Source organism: Lysobacter rhizosphaerae (assembly GCF_054779795.1).
Window position 1 is genome coordinate 62358 of sequence record NZ_BAAGXO010000001.1, and the last position, 15045, is coordinate 77402.

A 15045-nucleotide genomic window follows, 5' to 3' on the forward strand; every position below is an offset into this window, starting at 1 on the left:
TCCGGCGCGCTACGGCATCAATTCGGCAGAGACATGTCGTCCAGGAGAGCCTTCAGGAAACGCGCCGCCTCGCCGCCGGTGCAGGCGCGATGGTCGAAGGTCAGCGAGATCGGCATGCGACGGTGCACTTCGATGCCACCCATCACCGCCACCACGTCGTGCGAGAGCTTGCCGGCGCCGATGATCGCCACGCACGGCGGCACCACCACCGGAGTGGCGTAGCGGCCGGCGAACATGCCGAAGTTCGACAGCGAGATCGTGTAGCCGCTGAGTTCACTTGACGGAATCGTGCGGTCCTCGACCTGTGCGCGCAGGCGCTGGATCGCGGTGCGGATGCTGCCGCCATCGAGCATGTCGGCGTTGCGCAGCGCGGGCACGAACAGGCCATCGTCGGTGTCGACCGCGATGCCGACGTCGACGTGCGGATGCAGGGTGCGGGTCAGGTTGTCGCCGTCGAACCATGCGTTGAGCGCGGGCACCGTCTTGCAGGCGGTCACCATCGCGCGCACCAGGCGCGCGGTGATGTCCTGCTTGCCGATCCAGGCATGCAGGTCGGCATCGTCGACCAGCGTGGTGGGCACGACCTTGCTGTGCGCGTCGGCCATCACCCGCGCCATGTTGCGGCGCACGCCCTTGAGCTGCTCGGGCTGGCCGCTGGCGGTGACGCCCGGCGGCTGCGTGCGCATCGGCTTGCCGGACTGCGAGAGCGTGCTGCGCGAGGCCGGTGCCGCGGCTGGCGCGGCGGGAGCGGAAGGGGCCATGCGGGCCGCCGGAGCAGCCGCACCGACCTTGGCGCTGCCTTCGGCGGCGGCGCGCTTGACGTCGTCCATGGTCACCACGCCGTCGGCGCCGGTGGCGCGCACGCGGGCGATGTCCACGCCGAGCTTGCGCGCCTGCGCACGCACCGCCGGCATTGCCTTGACGCCGCCGACCGCGACCGCGCTTTCGCTGCGCACCGCGTCCGAACTCTGCATCGCGCCGACCACGGTGCCGCTGTCCTCGCGTGCCGCCTCGGTCTTCGCCTCGGGCGCCGCCGGCTTCGCGGGAGCCGCCGGGGCGTGGTCGCCGCCACCGTGGTGGTGGCCGGTGTCCTGGCCCTCGGCGCGCTGCGGCAACGAGGCATCGAGTTCGAACTCCGCCAGCATCTTGCCGGTGACGATCACGTCACCCGGGCCGCCGGCCAGCTTGAGCACCTTGCCCGAGACCGGCGACGGCACCTCGACCACGGCCTTCGCGGTTTCCATCGACACCAGCGGCGCGTCGAGCAGGATCGTGTCGCCGGGCTTGACCATCCATTCGACGATGGTGGCATCCGGCAGGCCTTCGCCGAGGTCGGGGAGCAGGAAGGTCTTGTGTTCGGCCATGGGTGGTTTCTCGATCGGTAATGTTGCCGGGACGTTGTCGTGTGTGGAGCGCAGGCGTCAGCCCGCGGCGAGCGCGCGCTTGGCCGCGGTAATGATGCGGTCCACGCTCGGCAGGTACTTCATCTCCAGGCGGAACAGCGGGATGTGCGTGTCGTAACCGGTGACGCGCTCGACCGGCGCGAGCAGGTCGAACATCGACTCCTCGGCCAGGCGCGCGGCGATCTCGGCGCCAAACCCGGCGGTCTTGGGCGCCTCGTGCACGATCACGCAGCGACCGGTGCGGCTGACCGATTCGGCGATGGTGGCGAAGTCGAGCGGACGCAGCGTGGCGACGTCGATGACCTCGGCACTGATGCCGTCGGCGGCCAGCTTCTCGGCGGCTTCCAGCGTTTCCTTCACCTGCGCGCCCCAGGTCACGAGGGTGACGTCGGTGCCGTCGCGCAGCACGTAGCAGACATCCAGCGGCAATGCTTCGCCGTCGTCGGGAACGAGTTCCTTGTACTGGCGATAGATGCGCTTGGGCTCCATGAAGATCACCGGATCCGGATCGCGGATCGCGGCGAGCAGCAGGCCATAGGCGCGCGCCGGCGAGGAAGGCAGCACCACGCGCAGGCCCGGCACGTTGGTGAAGATGGCTTCGTTCGCCTCGGAATGGTGTTCCGGCGCGCGAATGCCGCCGCCCCACGGCACGCGCAGCACCATCGGGCAATGCAGGCGGCCGCGAGTGCGGTAGCGCATGCGCGCGGCATGGCAGACGATGAAGTCGACCATCGGGTACATGAAGCCGTCGAACTGGGCTTCGGCGACCGGCTTCATGCCCTGCGAGGCCATGCCGACGGTCAGGCCGGCGATGGTGGTCTCGTCCAGCGGCGTGTCGAGCACGCGCTCGGCGCCGAAGGTCTGCTGCAGGCCGGCGGTGGCGCGGAACACGCCGCCGTTGACGCCGACGTCCTCGCCGAGCACGACGACCGCGTCGTCATGGCGCATCTCATAGGCCAGCGCCTGCGTGATCGCTTCGATCAGCGTGATGGCGGTGGGCGTGGCAGTGGCGGCTTCAGTCTTGGACATGGTCTCGGCCTTGTTCACGAGCGGCCCTCCAGCGCGAGCGCGGCGGCGCGTTGTTCGAGCAGGTCCGGCGGTGGATCGGCGTACAGGTAGTCGAACATGGCCTCGACCGGCTGCACCGGCGTGTTGAGGTAGGCGTTGATCTCCTCGTCTACGCGCTTGCCGCACTCGTCGGCCCAGGCCTTCTCCTCGGCCTCGGTCCACAGGCCCTGCGCCATGAGGTAGGTGCGCAGGCGCGGGATCGGATCGCGCGCCCAGGCGGCCTTCACTTCCTCGTCGGCGCGGTAGCGGCGCGCGTCGTCGGCGGTGGTGTGGTCGTGCAGGCGGTAGGTGAGGAACTCGATCACGCTGCCGCCACCGCCGTTGCGCGCGCGCTCGGTGGCGCGGCGCATGCCTTCCATGACCGCGAACAGGTCGTTGCCGTCGACCTGCAGGCAGTCCAGGCCGCCGGCGAGACCCTTCTGCGCCAGCGTGGTGGCGCCGGTCTGGGCCGAACGCGGCACCGAGATCGCCCAGCCGTTGTTGATCACGCACAGCACCAGTGGCGCGGTGTAGGCGCCGGCGGAATTCAGCGCGGCGTAGAAGTCGGTCTTGGACGATCCGCCATCGCCGCAGCAGGCCACGGCGATGCGGTCCTGCTTGCGCAACTTGAACGACAGCGCCGCGCCGGCCGCCATCAGGCATTGCGTGGAGATCGGCACGCACCATGGGTAGTCGTGTTTCGGACCGGCGAAATCGTTGCCGCGCTCGTCGCCGCCCCAGTACATCAGCACGTCGCGCGGCTGCACGCCGCGCATGAACTGCGCGCCGTACTCGCGGTAACTGGGGGCGAACACGTCCTCGGGCCTCATCGAGGCGCCGATGCCGATGTGGGTGGCCTCGTGGCCGAGGCAGGAGGCATAGGTGCCGAGCTTGCCGGTCCGCTGCAGCGCGATCGCCTTGGTGTCGAACACGCGCACGAACAGCATCTGCTTGAACAGCGGCAGCAGGGCCCTGGCGTCGCGGAAGGCGGGCGGCAGTTCGGCGACGAGCTTGCCGTCGGGACCCAGGTATTGCAGGTATTCGATCTCGTAGGTCGCCACGACTTTCCTGGCAGGCACGTCGGTCATCGCTAGTCCTTCACTGGCTTTCGTCAACCGGCAGATGATACCCGCCGGGCGTAAACAGCCCGTTGCGCATTGCGGCAAGACGGGGGCGCACGCAAACAGAAAGCGCGGCCGGAGCCGCGCTTTCTGCACTTGCCTTGGCCGGGCGTGCGGGTTACGGCACGCCGACGATGCGGTTGCTGTAGCGGCCGGCGTCGTTGGCTGGCGCGGTCTCGATCGAGGCCGAACCCGCCGTTGCGGTCAGGGTCAGGAACTGTGTGCTATCCGGGCGCGCCGGTACGTCCACCACCACGGAGAAGTGCTGGTTCACGTTGACCGCCAGCAGCGCCGCGGCCTTGCACGTGGCCACGAAGCTGCCGCTGCCGTCCGGCGAGACGGTGCAGTCCCAGCCCGCCGGCGCACCGATCGACACGTTGGCCGCGGGGGCGTCGCCGCGCAGCGTCATCGTCGCCTGCTTCGCGGTGTACGGACCGGCATTGCGCAGGTCGATCGCGAACGGCGCGAGGTCGCCGTAGTGCAGCTTCTTCACCGGGCCGGCGATGCGTGCCGACAGATCGACGCGCGCGACGACGTCAAGCGAAGCGGTGGCCTGGTCGTTGCCGGGCTCCCGGTCGAGCGACAGTGCATCGACCGCCGCGGCCAGCGACACCGTGGCATGCGCGGTTTCCGGCGTGGCGGCCGCGGTGATGGCGAAGCGGGCGTCGGCATCCCTGGCCAGCGTTGCCGCATGGCACGCCACCGAGGTGCGACCGCCATCGACCTGCGCGGTATCGCAGTTCCAGCCGGCCGGTGCGGTGACGGCCATGGTCGGGAGGACCGCATCGAGGGCGAAACCGACACCGACCGACTCGGCCGCTTCCGGGCCGTTGTTGTGCACCGTGGCAGTGAAGGCGATCGTGCCGTCCACCGGCACCGAGGCGGTGTCCGCGGATGCGGTGACGGCGAGGTCGGCGACCGGACGCGGGTCGAAGTACGCGATCACCGGATCGTGGTCGGCCGTGCGCGTCGGCGTGGTGGCGTCGGCGCGGTTGGTTTCGCTGAAGTCGGCGTTGATGCGCGCATGGTCGATCGCGGCCGCGCGCGTGGTGACGACGAGTTCCTCGTTCACCAGCACGTGGTCCAGCGTCTGCGCATTGCCGTCGAACACGAACGAATAGCGCTCGGAGGGCGGCGCGAGTTCGCCGAGGTTGACCAGGTCCGGATCGACCAGGTCGATACCGTCGCCCGGCACCACGGTCTGCTCATCCGGCGTCGGCGTGCCGCCGACGACGTTCATCGTGTCGCCGAGGCCATCGTTGAAGGCGAACGCGTTGAAATCGCCCAACGTGACGATGCGCGTCGCGGGTGCGTCGGCCTGGCGCTGCTGGATGTAGGCGGCGAGGAATTCGGCCTGCGCCTGGCGCTTCCTGCGCACGCGATCGCCACCGGCGGTGTCCTCTTCCGCGCTGATCAGCGAACGCTGGTGCACGCCGATCACGGTGATCGGGAAGCTGCGGGCATCGGCGTAATGCACGACGGCGTCGAGCACCAGCGGCGGACGGTCGTTGAGGATGCCCGGCGTGCCGTCCGGCTGGATCCACGTCGTGTCCTTGCCGACCTGCGTCACCGCAACCACTTCCACGCGCGGCACATCGTTGCCGACGGTGGCGCTCTTCACCAGGAAGCCGGTGTCGATGCCACCGATGTCGTTGCCTTCCTCGAGGTAGGCGACGTACTGCGGATCCAGCTGGTCGGCAGCCACGGCATCGGCATTGATGCGCGCGGCGAGGGCCTGTAGCACCGCCAGGTTCTCGATCTCGACCGCGGCGAGCACATCCGGCGCATGCAGGTAATCGCGGATCGCCAGCGACGCCTTCTGCAGGCGCTTCTGGTAGGCCGCCGCGGTGGCGACGCTGTCGTCGACGCCCGGATCGTTGACGTTGTCGAAGAAGCGTTCGAGGTTGGCTGCGGCGACGGTGAACTCGTTCGCAGCCGGGGCGCGCGCCGCGCGCGGGCCGGGGCCCGGGATGACGTTGATGGCCACCGCCGGATCGCGGTGCAGCGTGTAGCGGCGGAAGCCGTAATCGAGCGGACCGGTGAGGCCCTCGATCACGCTGCCCGCCGGCAGGTTGAGCAGGTAGGCCGGCCCGCCCAGCGTGTCGCTGTCGATGGTGAGGATTTCCGGATTGCCGTCCCAGCGCGGGATCGGCTGCGCGCCGGCGCCGCCCGGTACCGGGTCGCGCGCATCGAAGCCCGCTTCGCGGAACGGACGCGGCACGCCGGTCAGCACCGCCTGGAGGATGCCGTTGACGCTGCCGGTGGCGTTGTAGGGCGTGGCGCTGCCCTCGGTCGCGGCGATGGTGGTCAGGCTGGCGGCGGAAACGCGCATGCCCTCCAGCCCTTCGAGCTGGTCGAAGCCGCCATCCGGCCGGGTCATCCCGGCGGTGATCGCCACTGGTGCGGGCAGGGCATTGCCGGTCGAGAGCAGCGCGACCGTCGGGCTGCCACCGATTTCGGTCAGCGGCCGCTGGCCCGGATCGGACGGCGGTACGAACTCGAACACGGTGCCTCGCACGCGCACACGGTTGCCGATCGCGACGGCGGCCGGCGGTGCGCTGCCGGTGAATACGTAGACGCCCTCGGAGGTCAGCGCGTCCGTGTCGGCGTCCGCATCGCTGGCCTGCACGAAGAAGCCGTTGCCCTTGCGGCCGGTGACGATGCCGGTGAGCGTGACGAACTGGCCCACCAGCGGCGAGGTCGCGCCGGCTCCCTGGATGTCGTGGATCGCGGTGACCACGAAATCGTCGTTGCGGATGGTGGCGATGCCCTGGCCGTCGCCGATGTCGGCGCCGGTGGCGCCGACGATGTCGAGGCTGAAGGTTTCGTCGGCTTCCTGCGCCGTGTCGCCCAGCGCGTCGACCGAGACGATGACCGAGGTCTCGCCGGCCGGGATGGTGACGGTCGCGGTCGACGCGGTGTAGTCGCTGCCCGCTGCGGCGCTGCCGTCATGGGTCGCGTATTCGATGACCACGCCATCGGCGCCGGCAGGCTTGTCGAGGCTGAAGCTGAAGAACAGCGGCGTGTTGCCCGCGTCGCCTTCATCCGCGCTCGTGTCGCTCACCGCCAGTACCGGAGCGGTGGTGCTCGGGCCGGGGAGGGTGAGGGTGAAGTCGTCGATGGCGAGGCCGTCATCGGAGCTGGCGACGTCGAAGTCGGTCCAGCGGATCCAGATCGTGCCGCCGGCGGGAATCGACAGCGACTCCAGCGTGGCGCTGAGCGCCGTGCGGTTGGCCGCAGCGTTGCCGTCGCGCAGGCCGACAGTCCCGCTCAGGTAGAGCGCGCTGAAATCGAGCGCGTCCACGTCGATCCACGTGCCGTCGGCCAGGCTGCTGGCGTTGAGGCTGTACTGGAAGTCGAGGCGGTCCGGCACGGTGCGGCCGGTCGCGCCGAGGCGCCACTGCTCGCCGGTGTAGGCGATGTCCAACGCCGCGATCGCCGCGCCGGTGTTGTTGGTGAAGCAGGCGCCCCAGCTCGGCACCAGGCTGCCGCTGCGCAGCGCGCCCAGTGCGCGGTCGGTGCTGGCGGCGGCGCCGAAGCTGTAGGTGTCGCCAGCGGTGCTACTGCCGGTGCCGGCGGCGTAGATGCCATTGGCGTTGGTGCCGGTTTCCCGGATCGCCCAGCCGGCGGGCAGCGCCGTGGAGGTGCCGGTCGACGCCAACGTATTGAAGTCCTCTCCTGAGGCCGGGCCGGCACTGGTGATGCTGATGCAATCCGCGTGCGCCATGCCCGCAAAGGCCAGCGCCAGCAACGCGGCAATGCCGCGAGCAGGTCGTTTCATTTCGTTTCCCCTAACCAGATGAAGCGCCCGGTCGGCCCAGGACTGGCGCGTTGATTGCCCGCTGGAGGCGCAATGTGCCGCCATTATCCATGCCCGCGTTTCACTGGCGTGACGCACCGCCGCATGTACAGGAGTGGGCGGGGCGATGCGGTACTCTTTGCGCCCCACGCAGGCCCCGCTCATGACCGTCGACAAGAACCAACGCGACCTGGAAACCGGCATCCTCACCGACCTGTCCGGCCGGATGACCTACGGCGGCTACCTGCAGCTGGACCGCCTGCTGTCGGCGCAGCATCCACTGTCGAGCCCGGCGCACCACGACGAGCTGCTCTTCATCGTCCAGCACCAGGTGTCCGAGCTGTGGATGAAGCTGATGATCCACGAGCTGCGCGCCGCCACGGTCTACCTGCGCGGCGACCACGTCTGGCAATGCCGCAAGGTGCTGGCGCGCTGCAAGCAGGTGATGCGCCAGCTGACCGAGATGTGGTCGGTGCTGGAGACGCTGACGCCGTCGGAATACATGGAGTTCCGCGACGTGCTCGGCCCGTCCTCCGGTTTCCAGTCGCTGCAGTACCGCACGATCGAATTCCTGCTCGGCAACAAGAACGAGCAGATGCTCAAGGTGTTCGCCCACGACGAAGCCGGCCACGCCGCGCTGAAGGACGTGCTGGAGTCGCCGAGCCTGTACGACGAGTTCCTCATCTATCTCGCGCGCTGGGGCCACGCCGTTCCCGCCTCGCAGCGCGAGCGCGACTGGTCGAAGCCGCATGTGTCCGACAGCGCGCTGGTACCGGTGTTCGAACGCATCTACGAGGACACCGCCACGCATTGGCGCGAATACGCGCTGTGCGAGGACCTGGTCGATGTGGAGACGCAGTTCCAGTTGTGGCGCTTCCGCCACATGCGCACGGTGCTGCGCATCATCGGCTTCAAGCGCGGCACCGGTGGATCGTCGGGCGTGGGCTTCCTCAAGCAGGCGCTCGAGCTGACCTTCTTCCCCGAACTGTTCGAAGTGCGTACGTCGATCGGTCCCGGCGCGAGCTACGGACCGCCGCCGGACGTGCCGGCGGTCTGAGTTTCCGGGTGGGCGAGGGCGTATGTCCGTCGCGGCCTTCCATGATTGCGTCGGGGCGCTCCTGGTGCGGGACGGTGAAGTCCTGCTCGGGCGGCGCGCCGCCGATTGTGCGTGGCTGGCCGGAGCGTGGGACATGTTCGGCGGCCATATCGAGGCCGGCGAAAGCGAGGAAGCCGCGCTGCGGCGCGAACTCGGCGAAGAGCTGGGCATCGACCCGCTCGAGCTGCGGCGCCTGGGAACCATTGGCGGCGATCACCCCGAGCCATGGCGGCTGCATGTGCATGTAGTGACATCGTGGCGGGGCGATCCGCAGAATCTGCAGCTGCACGAGCACGCGGAAATCCACTGGTGTTCGCCAGATGAGGCAAAGCAGCGGCTTGGACCCGCGCACGCGGACCTGCCATCCCTGATCGAGCGGGCCCTGGCCACCACACGCCCCAGCACGGGCTTTGGCTGAACAGGCGGTTGCTGCATTGCAGCAGCAACGACGGTTTGACGCCCCCCGCTACCGTCGGTAATCCTCGCCCGTCCCGCGCGCCGCGCCGGGCTTTTTTGTATTGAATCAATTGACAGGGGAAAAACCGCATGAGCGGTGCCGCAAGCACGACAACACCGGGTGCACCGATCCCGGAATTCAAGCAGGTGATGGGCCATCCGCGTCCGTTGTGGATGCTGTTCATGACCGAATTCTGGGAACGGTTCGCCTTCTACGGCATTCGCTGGGCGCTGGTGCTCTACATCGTGGCGCAGTTCCATGGCGGCGACCCGTCGGGCGAGGAGCCGGCAAGCAAGATCTACGGCGCCTACCTGGCGCTGGTGTATGCAGCGGCCATCTTCGGTGGCTACGTGGCCGACCGCGTGCTGGGGTACCAGCGCTCGATCCTGCTCGGCGCGGTGATCATGGGCGCGGGCTTGTTCATGATCGCAGTCCCGAACGAACAGATTTTCAAGCTCGGCCTGGCCACGGTGATCTGCGGCAACGGCCTGTTCAAGCCCAACATCTCGACCATGGTCGGCAAGCTGTACTCGGTGACGGACCAGCGCCGTGACTCGGGCTTCACCATCTTCTACATGGGCATCAACCTCGGCGCGATGATTGCGCCGTTCGTGACCCAGTACCTGGCCAAGAAGGTGTTCGGCATCGAGTCCATGCCGGCCTACAAGGTGGTCTTCATGGCTGCCGGCGTGGGCATGATCCTGAGCCTGGTGTGGTTCTGGTTTGGTCGCCGCCAGCTCGGGGGTATCGGTCGTCCGCCGGAAGGCGATGGCGGCAAGCGCAAGGTGCTGTACGTGTTCGCGGGCGCACTGGCCTCGATCCCGGTGGCTTACTTCCTGCTCGAGATGGGCGCCAATGCTCTGCAGTGGTTCGTGCTGACGCCGATGTTCCTGGTGCTGTGCGCGTTCCTGATGGTCGAGGCCTTCCGCGAGGGCGCCGTGCAGCGCGACCGCTGCATCGCCATGCTGATCATCTTCACCTTCAACATCCTGTTCTGGATGTTCTTCGAACAGGCGGGCAGCTCCTTCACCTTCCTCGCCGACAAGATCGTCGACCGCGACATCTTCAGCGAAGGCCTGAAGGGCACGATCCTGGCCCTGAGCGGCGAGACCGTGTTCCCGAACGCCTGGTTCCAGTCGGTCAACTCGGTCGCGATCATCGTGCTGGCACCCCTCATCGCCTGGATCTGGGTGAAGCTGGGCAAGTTCAACCCGTCCATCCCGCGCAAGTTCGGCCTCGGCCTGATCTTCAACGGCCTGGCCTTCCTGTTGTTGATGTTCGCGCTGTCCAAGCTGGTCTCGGCTGCTGGCCTGATCCCGTTCTGGACGCTGTTCGCGGTGTACTGGATCCAGTCCATCGGCGAGCTGTGCCTGTCGCCGATCGGCCTGTCGATGGTGACCAAGCTGGCGCCGCTGCGCCTGGTCGGCTTCGGCATGGGTGGCTGGTTCCTGTCCACCGGCATCGGCAACAACCTGTCGGGCATCTTCGCCGGCAGCGTCAGCGGCGAAGGCGGCATGAACACCGCGTCGGCGTTGTCGGGCTACACCATGGGCTTCTGGATCCTGGTCGGTGGCGGCGTATTGCTGTTCCTGATCGCGCCGCTGATCCAGCGCCTGATGCACGGCGTGAAGTAAGCGCATCCGCGGTTGCTGCGAGGCAACTGGCAAGACAAAAACGGCGGCCATTGGCCGCCGTTTTTTTGTGTGCGTTATTCCTGCAATGGGTCGTCCGCGCCATGGCGCTGGTTGAATTCGCTCAGCGCGGTAATCACCCCCGACAACGCCTCGCGCTCGGTCGCACTGAGTGCCGGATGCCAGATGTCGAAGATCAGCACCGCGCGCAGGTGGGGGCTGTCGTTCCAGGCTTCGTGGATGAAGCTGTCGTCGAAGACCAGGCACTGGCCTTCTTCCCAGGGACGCGCTTCTTCTCCCGCGCGCAGCGCGCCGCACCGTGGAGGCACCACCAGCGGCAGGTGCACGGTCAGGCGTCCGTTGATCACGCCGGTGTGGGGCGGAATCCGTGTCCGCGGCGCGAGCAGGGAGAACATCGCTTCGGGCGCGTGCCCGGGGATGCGCATCAGCGGCAGCGCCGCCAGCGCTGCCGCAGTGCGCGGGCAACGCGCCAGGTGTGCCGCGACGGGCATGCCGTGCCGGTGGAAGTGGAAGGCGCGCCAGCGCGGCGAATGATTGAGTTCCTGCCACAGCCGCGCGGCGGGTGCACGTTGCGGCATGTCGACGTATGGCTCCATGCCGGTCTCATCGTCAAGCAGGGCCAGCAGTTCCGCGCGGATCGCTTCCGTTTCGCGTTCAATCGCGGCAAGGAAGGGAAACTGCGCGCGCTCGAACCAGGGTTGTGGCGGCAGATCGGGCAGGCACAGCAAGGTCGGTTGCTGCAGCGGATGCGAGGTCGCGCGCGCGCGACGGCCCAGGAGCGCGTCCGTGGCGGCGCGCACGCGCGCTGCCGCAGAGAACGGGGCCAACGCCGCATCCAGTTCCGCGCCACGCGCGCGCTGCACGGCGACGAAGGCCCGTTGCAGGCGGGCCTGCATCACCTGTGGCATCGGCGTCTGTGGCAGCAGGGCGCCATCGCGCTCTGCGCGGGACAGGGCCTGCACGCGTGCCGTGAGCGCCGGGGTCGCTTCGCCCAGGCGCTCGAGGTTGTCGGCCAGCAGCAGCGGCGCCACCCAGTCGTCCGCGTCCGCGGCTGCGGCCGCGGTGTAGGCGGTGCGGGCGGCCTCGAGGTCGCCGAGTTGTTCGCAGGCCTGCCCCAGCATCAACTGCAGATCGCGGTTGCCACCGCTGGCCTGCACCCCGCGCAGAGCGAGGGCGCGGGCCTGTTCCGCATCTCCCTTCCGGGCCAGGTGCGGGAGCAGGAAATGGGCCGCGGCAAGGTCGGCCGGATCTGCCTCCAGGCGCGCGCGGCACAAGGCTTCGGCTTCATCGAAACGGCGTGCACGCAACAGATCGGGCAGCGGATCGCGCAGCGTATTGGGAGTGGACATCGGGTGCACCGGTCAGTCCTTGGATTCCGCCAGGCCAGCCAGTCCGGTGGAAAGCTTCACCAGTAGCCGGTCCAGTTGCGCGCGCTCATCCGCATCCAGTGGCTCCAGCAGGCGCCGCTCGTAATCCAGCGCCACCGGCACGACTTCGTCGTAGATCCCGTAACCGTCCGGGCTCAATTCCAGCACCGAACGGCGACGATCGTCGTCGTGGGTGTCGCGCTGGAGCAGGCCGCGTTCGAGCAGCCGTGCGACGGTGCGGCTCACCGCCACCTTGTCCATCGCCGTGCGCGCCGCGACGCCGTTCGCCGACAGCCCGGGGTAACGACCGAGTACCGCGATCACCCGCCATTCGGTCACGCCCAGGCCGAAACGCCGCGCATACGCGCTGGCAATGGTCTGGCTGACACGATTGGACAGGACGCTGAGGCGGTAGGGCAGGAACCGGTCGAGTTCCCATTGGGCGTGTTCCGCACTGGTCTGGGCAGACGAAGGGTCGCCCGGCCCCGGCGCAGCGGTGCTATCGTGGCTTGTTGTTGGTTTCATATGAAACTATAGTTTTACCCCTGCCCGCGGTTGCGGGCAATGGTGCGCCCCACGTTAACAGGAGTCTCCGCATGAACGCCCAGACCACGTCCGGCCCGAACCTGGGCATGCAGGTCACCACTTTCGAGAATCCGCTCGGCATCAACGGCTTCGAATTCGTCGAATTCGCCGCGCCCGCCGGCCAGGGCGAACTGCTGCACGACTACCTGCGCAAGATGGGCTTCACCGCGGTGATGCACCACAAGTCGCGGCCGATCACGGTGTACCGCCAGGGCGGCGTCAACTTCCTCGTCAACGAGGATCCCGACAGCTTCGCTGCCGACTTCGCCGCCAAGCACGGGCCCAGCGCCTGCGGCTTCGCGATCCGTTTCCAGAAGCCGGCCGGCGTCGTGTTCGACACCGTCGTCAACAACGGTGGCGAAGCCATCACCGACAAGGCCGCCAGCAAGGCCGTCGACGCCCCGGTGGTGAAGGGCATTGGCGACTGCATGCTGTACCTGATCGATCGCTACGGCGACAAGGGCAATATGTATGAAGAGGACTACCTGCCGGTGCAGGGCGCCGAGCAGGATCCGAAGGGCTTCGGCCTGACCTTCATCGACCACCTGACCCACAACCTCTACTTCGGCAACATGCAGAAGTGGTCGGATTACTACGAGCGTCTCTTCAACTTCCGCGAGATCCGCTACTTCGACATCAAGGGTGCCAAGACCGGCCTGGTATCGAAGGCGATGACCGCACCGGACGGCGTCGTGCGCATCCCGCTCAACGAATCCAGCGATCCGAAGTCGCAGATCAACGAATATCTCGATGCCTACAAGGGCGAGGGCATCCAGCACATCGCCTGCTTCACCGACGACATCTACGCGACGGTGGAAGCGATGCGCGCGCAGGGCGTCGAGTTCCTCGATACGCCGGATACCTACTTCGAGGTGATCGACCAGCGCGTGCCCAACCATGGCGAGGACGTCGCGCGCCTGGCGAAGAACAAGATCCTGATCGACGCGGACGCCGAGACCAAGCAGCGCAAGCTGCTGCAGATCTTCACCCAGAACGCGATCGGGCCGATCTTCTTCGAGATCATCCAGCGCAAGGGCAATGAAGGCTTCGGCGAAGGCAACTTCCAGGCGCTGTTCGAGAGCATCGAACGCGACCAGATGAAGCGCGGCGTGCTGTAACCCCAATCCTCGGCGACAAGGACCAGCGGCGATGACGATCGCAGGCAACGGCTACCAATCCGGTTTTGGCAACGAATTCGCGACCGAGGCGGTCGCCGGCACGCTGCCGGTCGGACGCAATTCGCCGCAGCGCGTCGCGCATGGGCTGTACGCGGAGCAGGTGAGCGGCACCGCGTTCACCGCGCCGCGCCATGCCAACCATCGCAGCTGGCTGTACCGCATCCGCCCGGCGGCGATGCATGGCGCGTTCGCGCCGTACCTGCATTCGCACTTCCACAACGACTTCGGCCACGGTCCGGTCACGCCCGACCAGCTGCGCTGGAGCCCGTTGCCGCTGCCGCGGGCGCCGGTCGATTTCGTCGATGGGCTGTTCACCATGGCCGGCAACGGCTCGCCCGGTGCGCAGAGCGGCGTCGGCATCCACCTGTACGCGGCGAACAAGTCGATGCAGGACCGCTTCTTCTACGACGCCGACGGCGAACTGCTGATCGTGCCGCAGCAGGGCCGCCTGCATATCGCCACCGAACTCGGCGTGCTCGATGTCGAGCCGAACGAAATCGCGGTGATCCCGCGCGGCATCCGCTTCCGCGTCGAACTGCCCGATGGAGAGGCACGCGGCTACGTGTGCGAGAACTTCGGCGCGATCCTGCGCCTGCCCGACCTGGGCCCGATCGGCTCCAATGGCCTGGCCAACCCGCGCGACTTCCTCACGCCGAACGCGGCGTACGAGGAAGCGGAAGGCGAGTTCGAACTGATCGCCAAGTTCCAGGGCCACCTGTGGCGTGCGCCGATCAACCATTCGCCGCTCGACGTGGTCGGGTGGCACGGCAACTACGCGCCGTACAAGTACGACCTGCGCCACTTCAACACGATCGGCTCGATCAGCTTCGACCATCCCGATCCGTCGATCTTCCTGGTGCTGCATTCGCCCAGCGACACGCCGGGCACCAGCAACATGGACTTCGTGATCTTCCCGCCGCGCTGGCTGGTGGCGCAGGACACGTTCCGGCCGCCGTGGTTCCACCGCAACATCGCCAGCGAGTTCATGGGCCTCATCCACGGCGTGTACGACGCCAAGGCCGAGGGCTTCGCTCCCGGCGGCTGTTCGCTGCACAACTCGATGACCGGCCACGGACCCGACGCGGCGACGTTCGAGAAGGCGAGTGCGGCCGACCTGTCCGGGCCCGACGTCATCCGCGACACGATGGCCTTCATGTTCGAGACGCGCGCGGTGATCCGTCCGACGCAGCAGGCCATCGAAGCAGCGCATCGGCAGCGCGACTACCAGGCCTGCTGGGCAGGGTTGCAGAAGCACTTCGCATCCACGTAACCGTCACGCCCGCGGGGCGGGCTTCGCATCCGGTTAACGGACGCTGGCGACACTGCCGCGCATCTGCGCT

11 protein-coding genes are annotated in these 15045 nt (G+C 67.8%); 5 read left to right on the top strand and 6 right to left on the bottom strand.

Translation table 11 applies throughout. From position 1 onward, the window contains the following. Positions 1 to 17: 17 nt before the first annotated feature. From ACYVGE_RS00280 to ACYVGE_RS00295, 4 genes are all read right to left on the bottom strand, one after another. On the bottom strand, positions 18 to 1364 hold the full coding sequence (locus ACYVGE_RS00280) for a dihydrolipoamide acetyltransferase family protein (RefSeq protein ID WP_460726011.1): 1347 nt from the start codon (positions 1362 to 1364) through the stop codon (positions 18 to 20). A 57-nt stretch (positions 1365 to 1421) separates the two neighbouring features. Beyond that, positions 1422 to 2432 (bottom strand): alpha-ketoacid dehydrogenase subunit beta, encoded by a 1011-nt coding sequence (locus ACYVGE_RS00285; RefSeq protein ID WP_310056300.1) that lies wholly within the window; start codon positions 2430 to 2432, stop codon positions 1422 to 1424. 14 nt (positions 2433 to 2446) lie between these two features. Next, positions 2447 to 3538 (bottom strand): pyruvate dehydrogenase (acetyl-transferring) E1 component subunit alpha, encoded by a 1092-nt coding sequence (gene pdhA, locus ACYVGE_RS00290; RefSeq protein ID WP_460726013.1) that lies wholly within the window; start codon positions 3536 to 3538, stop codon positions 2447 to 2449. A 151-nt stretch (positions 3539 to 3689) separates the two neighbouring features. Beyond that, positions 3690 to 7352 carry a Calx-beta domain-containing protein gene (locus tag ACYVGE_RS00295; RefSeq protein WP_460726015.1) on the bottom strand — a complete coding sequence of 1221 codons (3663 nt, stop codon included), beginning with the start codon at positions 7350 to 7352 and terminating at the stop codon, positions 3690 to 3692. Between the two features lie 181 nt (positions 7353 to 7533). On the opposite strand from ACYVGE_RS00295, the gene ACYVGE_RS00300 reads away from it, so the two are divergent. The 3 genes from ACYVGE_RS00300 to ACYVGE_RS00310 all read left to right on the top strand — a co-directional run bounded on the left by ACYVGE_RS00300 (position 7534) and on the right by ACYVGE_RS00310 (position 10557). Beyond that, the gene (locus ACYVGE_RS00300) at positions 7534 to 8427 is read left to right on the top strand and encodes a tryptophan 2,3-dioxygenase (protein ID WP_460726016.1); all 894 of its coding nucleotides are present in this window, start codon (positions 7534 to 7536) and stop codon (positions 8425 to 8427) included. Between the two features lie 22 nt (positions 8428 to 8449). Further along, positions 8450 to 8884, top strand: a complete 435-nt coding sequence (locus ACYVGE_RS00305; protein ID WP_460726018.1) for an NUDIX domain-containing protein — start codon at positions 8450 to 8452, stop codon at positions 8882 to 8884. 128 nt (positions 8885 to 9012) lie between these two features. Continuing rightward, a complete protein-coding gene (locus ACYVGE_RS00310; protein ID WP_460726020.1) occupies positions 9013 to 10557 on the top strand; it encodes a peptide MFS transporter in 1545 nt (514 codons plus the stop codon). 74 nt (positions 10558 to 10631) lie between these two features. Here ACYVGE_RS00310 and ACYVGE_RS00315 read toward each other — a convergent pair whose 3' ends face one another. Together ACYVGE_RS00315 and ACYVGE_RS00320 are read right to left on the bottom strand one after the other, a co-directional pair. After that, a complete protein-coding gene (locus ACYVGE_RS00315) occupies positions 10632 to 11924 on the bottom strand; it encodes an aspartyl/asparaginyl beta-hydroxylase domain-containing protein (RefSeq protein WP_460726022.1) in 1293 nt (430 codons plus the stop codon). Between the two features lie 12 nt (positions 11925 to 11936). Next, complete coding sequence (locus tag ACYVGE_RS00320; RefSeq protein WP_460726024.1) at positions 11937 to 12467, bottom strand: MarR family winged helix-turn-helix transcriptional regulator; 531 nt, start codon at positions 12465 to 12467, stop codon at positions 11937 to 11939. A 71-nt stretch (positions 12468 to 12538) separates the two neighbouring features. Between ACYVGE_RS00320 and hppD the strand changes: the two genes are divergently transcribed. Together hppD and hmgA are read left to right on the top strand one after the other, a co-directional pair. After that, positions 12539 to 13645, top strand: coding sequence for a 4-hydroxyphenylpyruvate dioxygenase (gene hppD, locus ACYVGE_RS00325; RefSeq protein ID WP_460726026.1), 1107 nt, complete (start codon positions 12539 to 12541; stop codon positions 13643 to 13645). 31 nt (positions 13646 to 13676) lie between these two features. Continuing rightward, positions 13677 to 14975: a homogentisate 1,2-dioxygenase gene (hmgA, locus tag ACYVGE_RS00330; RefSeq protein WP_460726028.1), complete on the top strand. Its 1299-nt coding sequence runs from the start codon at positions 13677 to 13679 to the stop codon at positions 14973 to 14975. The last annotated feature ends 70 nt before the right edge of the window (positions 14976 to 15045 follow it).

What these genes read in the sequence shown, in the direction of transcription:
- ACYVGE_RS00285 (WP_310056300.1), bottom strand. Translation starts at nt 2,432, where the DNA reads ATGTCCAAGACTGAAGCCGCCACTGCCACGCCCACCGCCATCACGCTG.
- ACYVGE_RS00320 (WP_460726024.1), bottom strand. Translation starts at nt 12,467, where the DNA reads ATGAAACCAACAACAAGCCACGATAGCACCGCTGCGCCGGGGCCGGGC.
- ACYVGE_RS00305 (WP_460726018.1), top strand. Translation starts at nt 8,450, where the DNA reads ATGTCCGTCGCGGCCTTCCATGATTGCGTCGGGGCGCTCCTGGTGCGG.
- hppD (WP_460726026.1), top strand. Translation starts at nt 12,539, where the DNA reads ATGAACGCCCAGACCACGTCCGGCCCGAACCTGGGCATGCAGGTCACC.
- ACYVGE_RS00280 (WP_460726011.1), bottom strand. Translation starts at nt 1,364, where the DNA reads ATGGCCGAACACAAGACCTTCCTGCTCCCCGACCTCGGCGAAGGCCTG.
- ACYVGE_RS00295 (WP_460726015.1), bottom strand. Translation starts at nt 7,352, where the DNA reads ATGAAACGACCTGCTCGCGGCATTGCCGCGTTGCTGGCGCTGGCCTTT.
- ACYVGE_RS00310 (WP_460726020.1), top strand. Translation starts at nt 9,013, where the DNA reads ATGAGCGGTGCCGCAAGCACGACAACACCGGGTGCACCGATCCCGGAA.
- ACYVGE_RS00300 (WP_460726016.1), top strand. Translation starts at nt 7,534, where the DNA reads ATGACCGTCGACAAGAACCAACGCGACCTGGAAACCGGCATCCTCACC.
- pdhA (WP_460726013.1), bottom strand. Translation starts at nt 3,538, where the DNA reads ATGACCGACGTGCCTGCCAGGAAAGTCGTGGCGACCTACGAGATCGAA.
- ACYVGE_RS00315 (WP_460726022.1), bottom strand. Translation starts at nt 11,924, where the DNA reads ATGTCCACTCCCAATACGCTGCGCGATCCGCTGCCCGATCTGTTGCGT.
- hmgA (WP_460726028.1), top strand. Translation starts at nt 13,677, where the DNA reads ATGACGATCGCAGGCAACGGCTACCAATCCGGTTTTGGCAACGAATTC.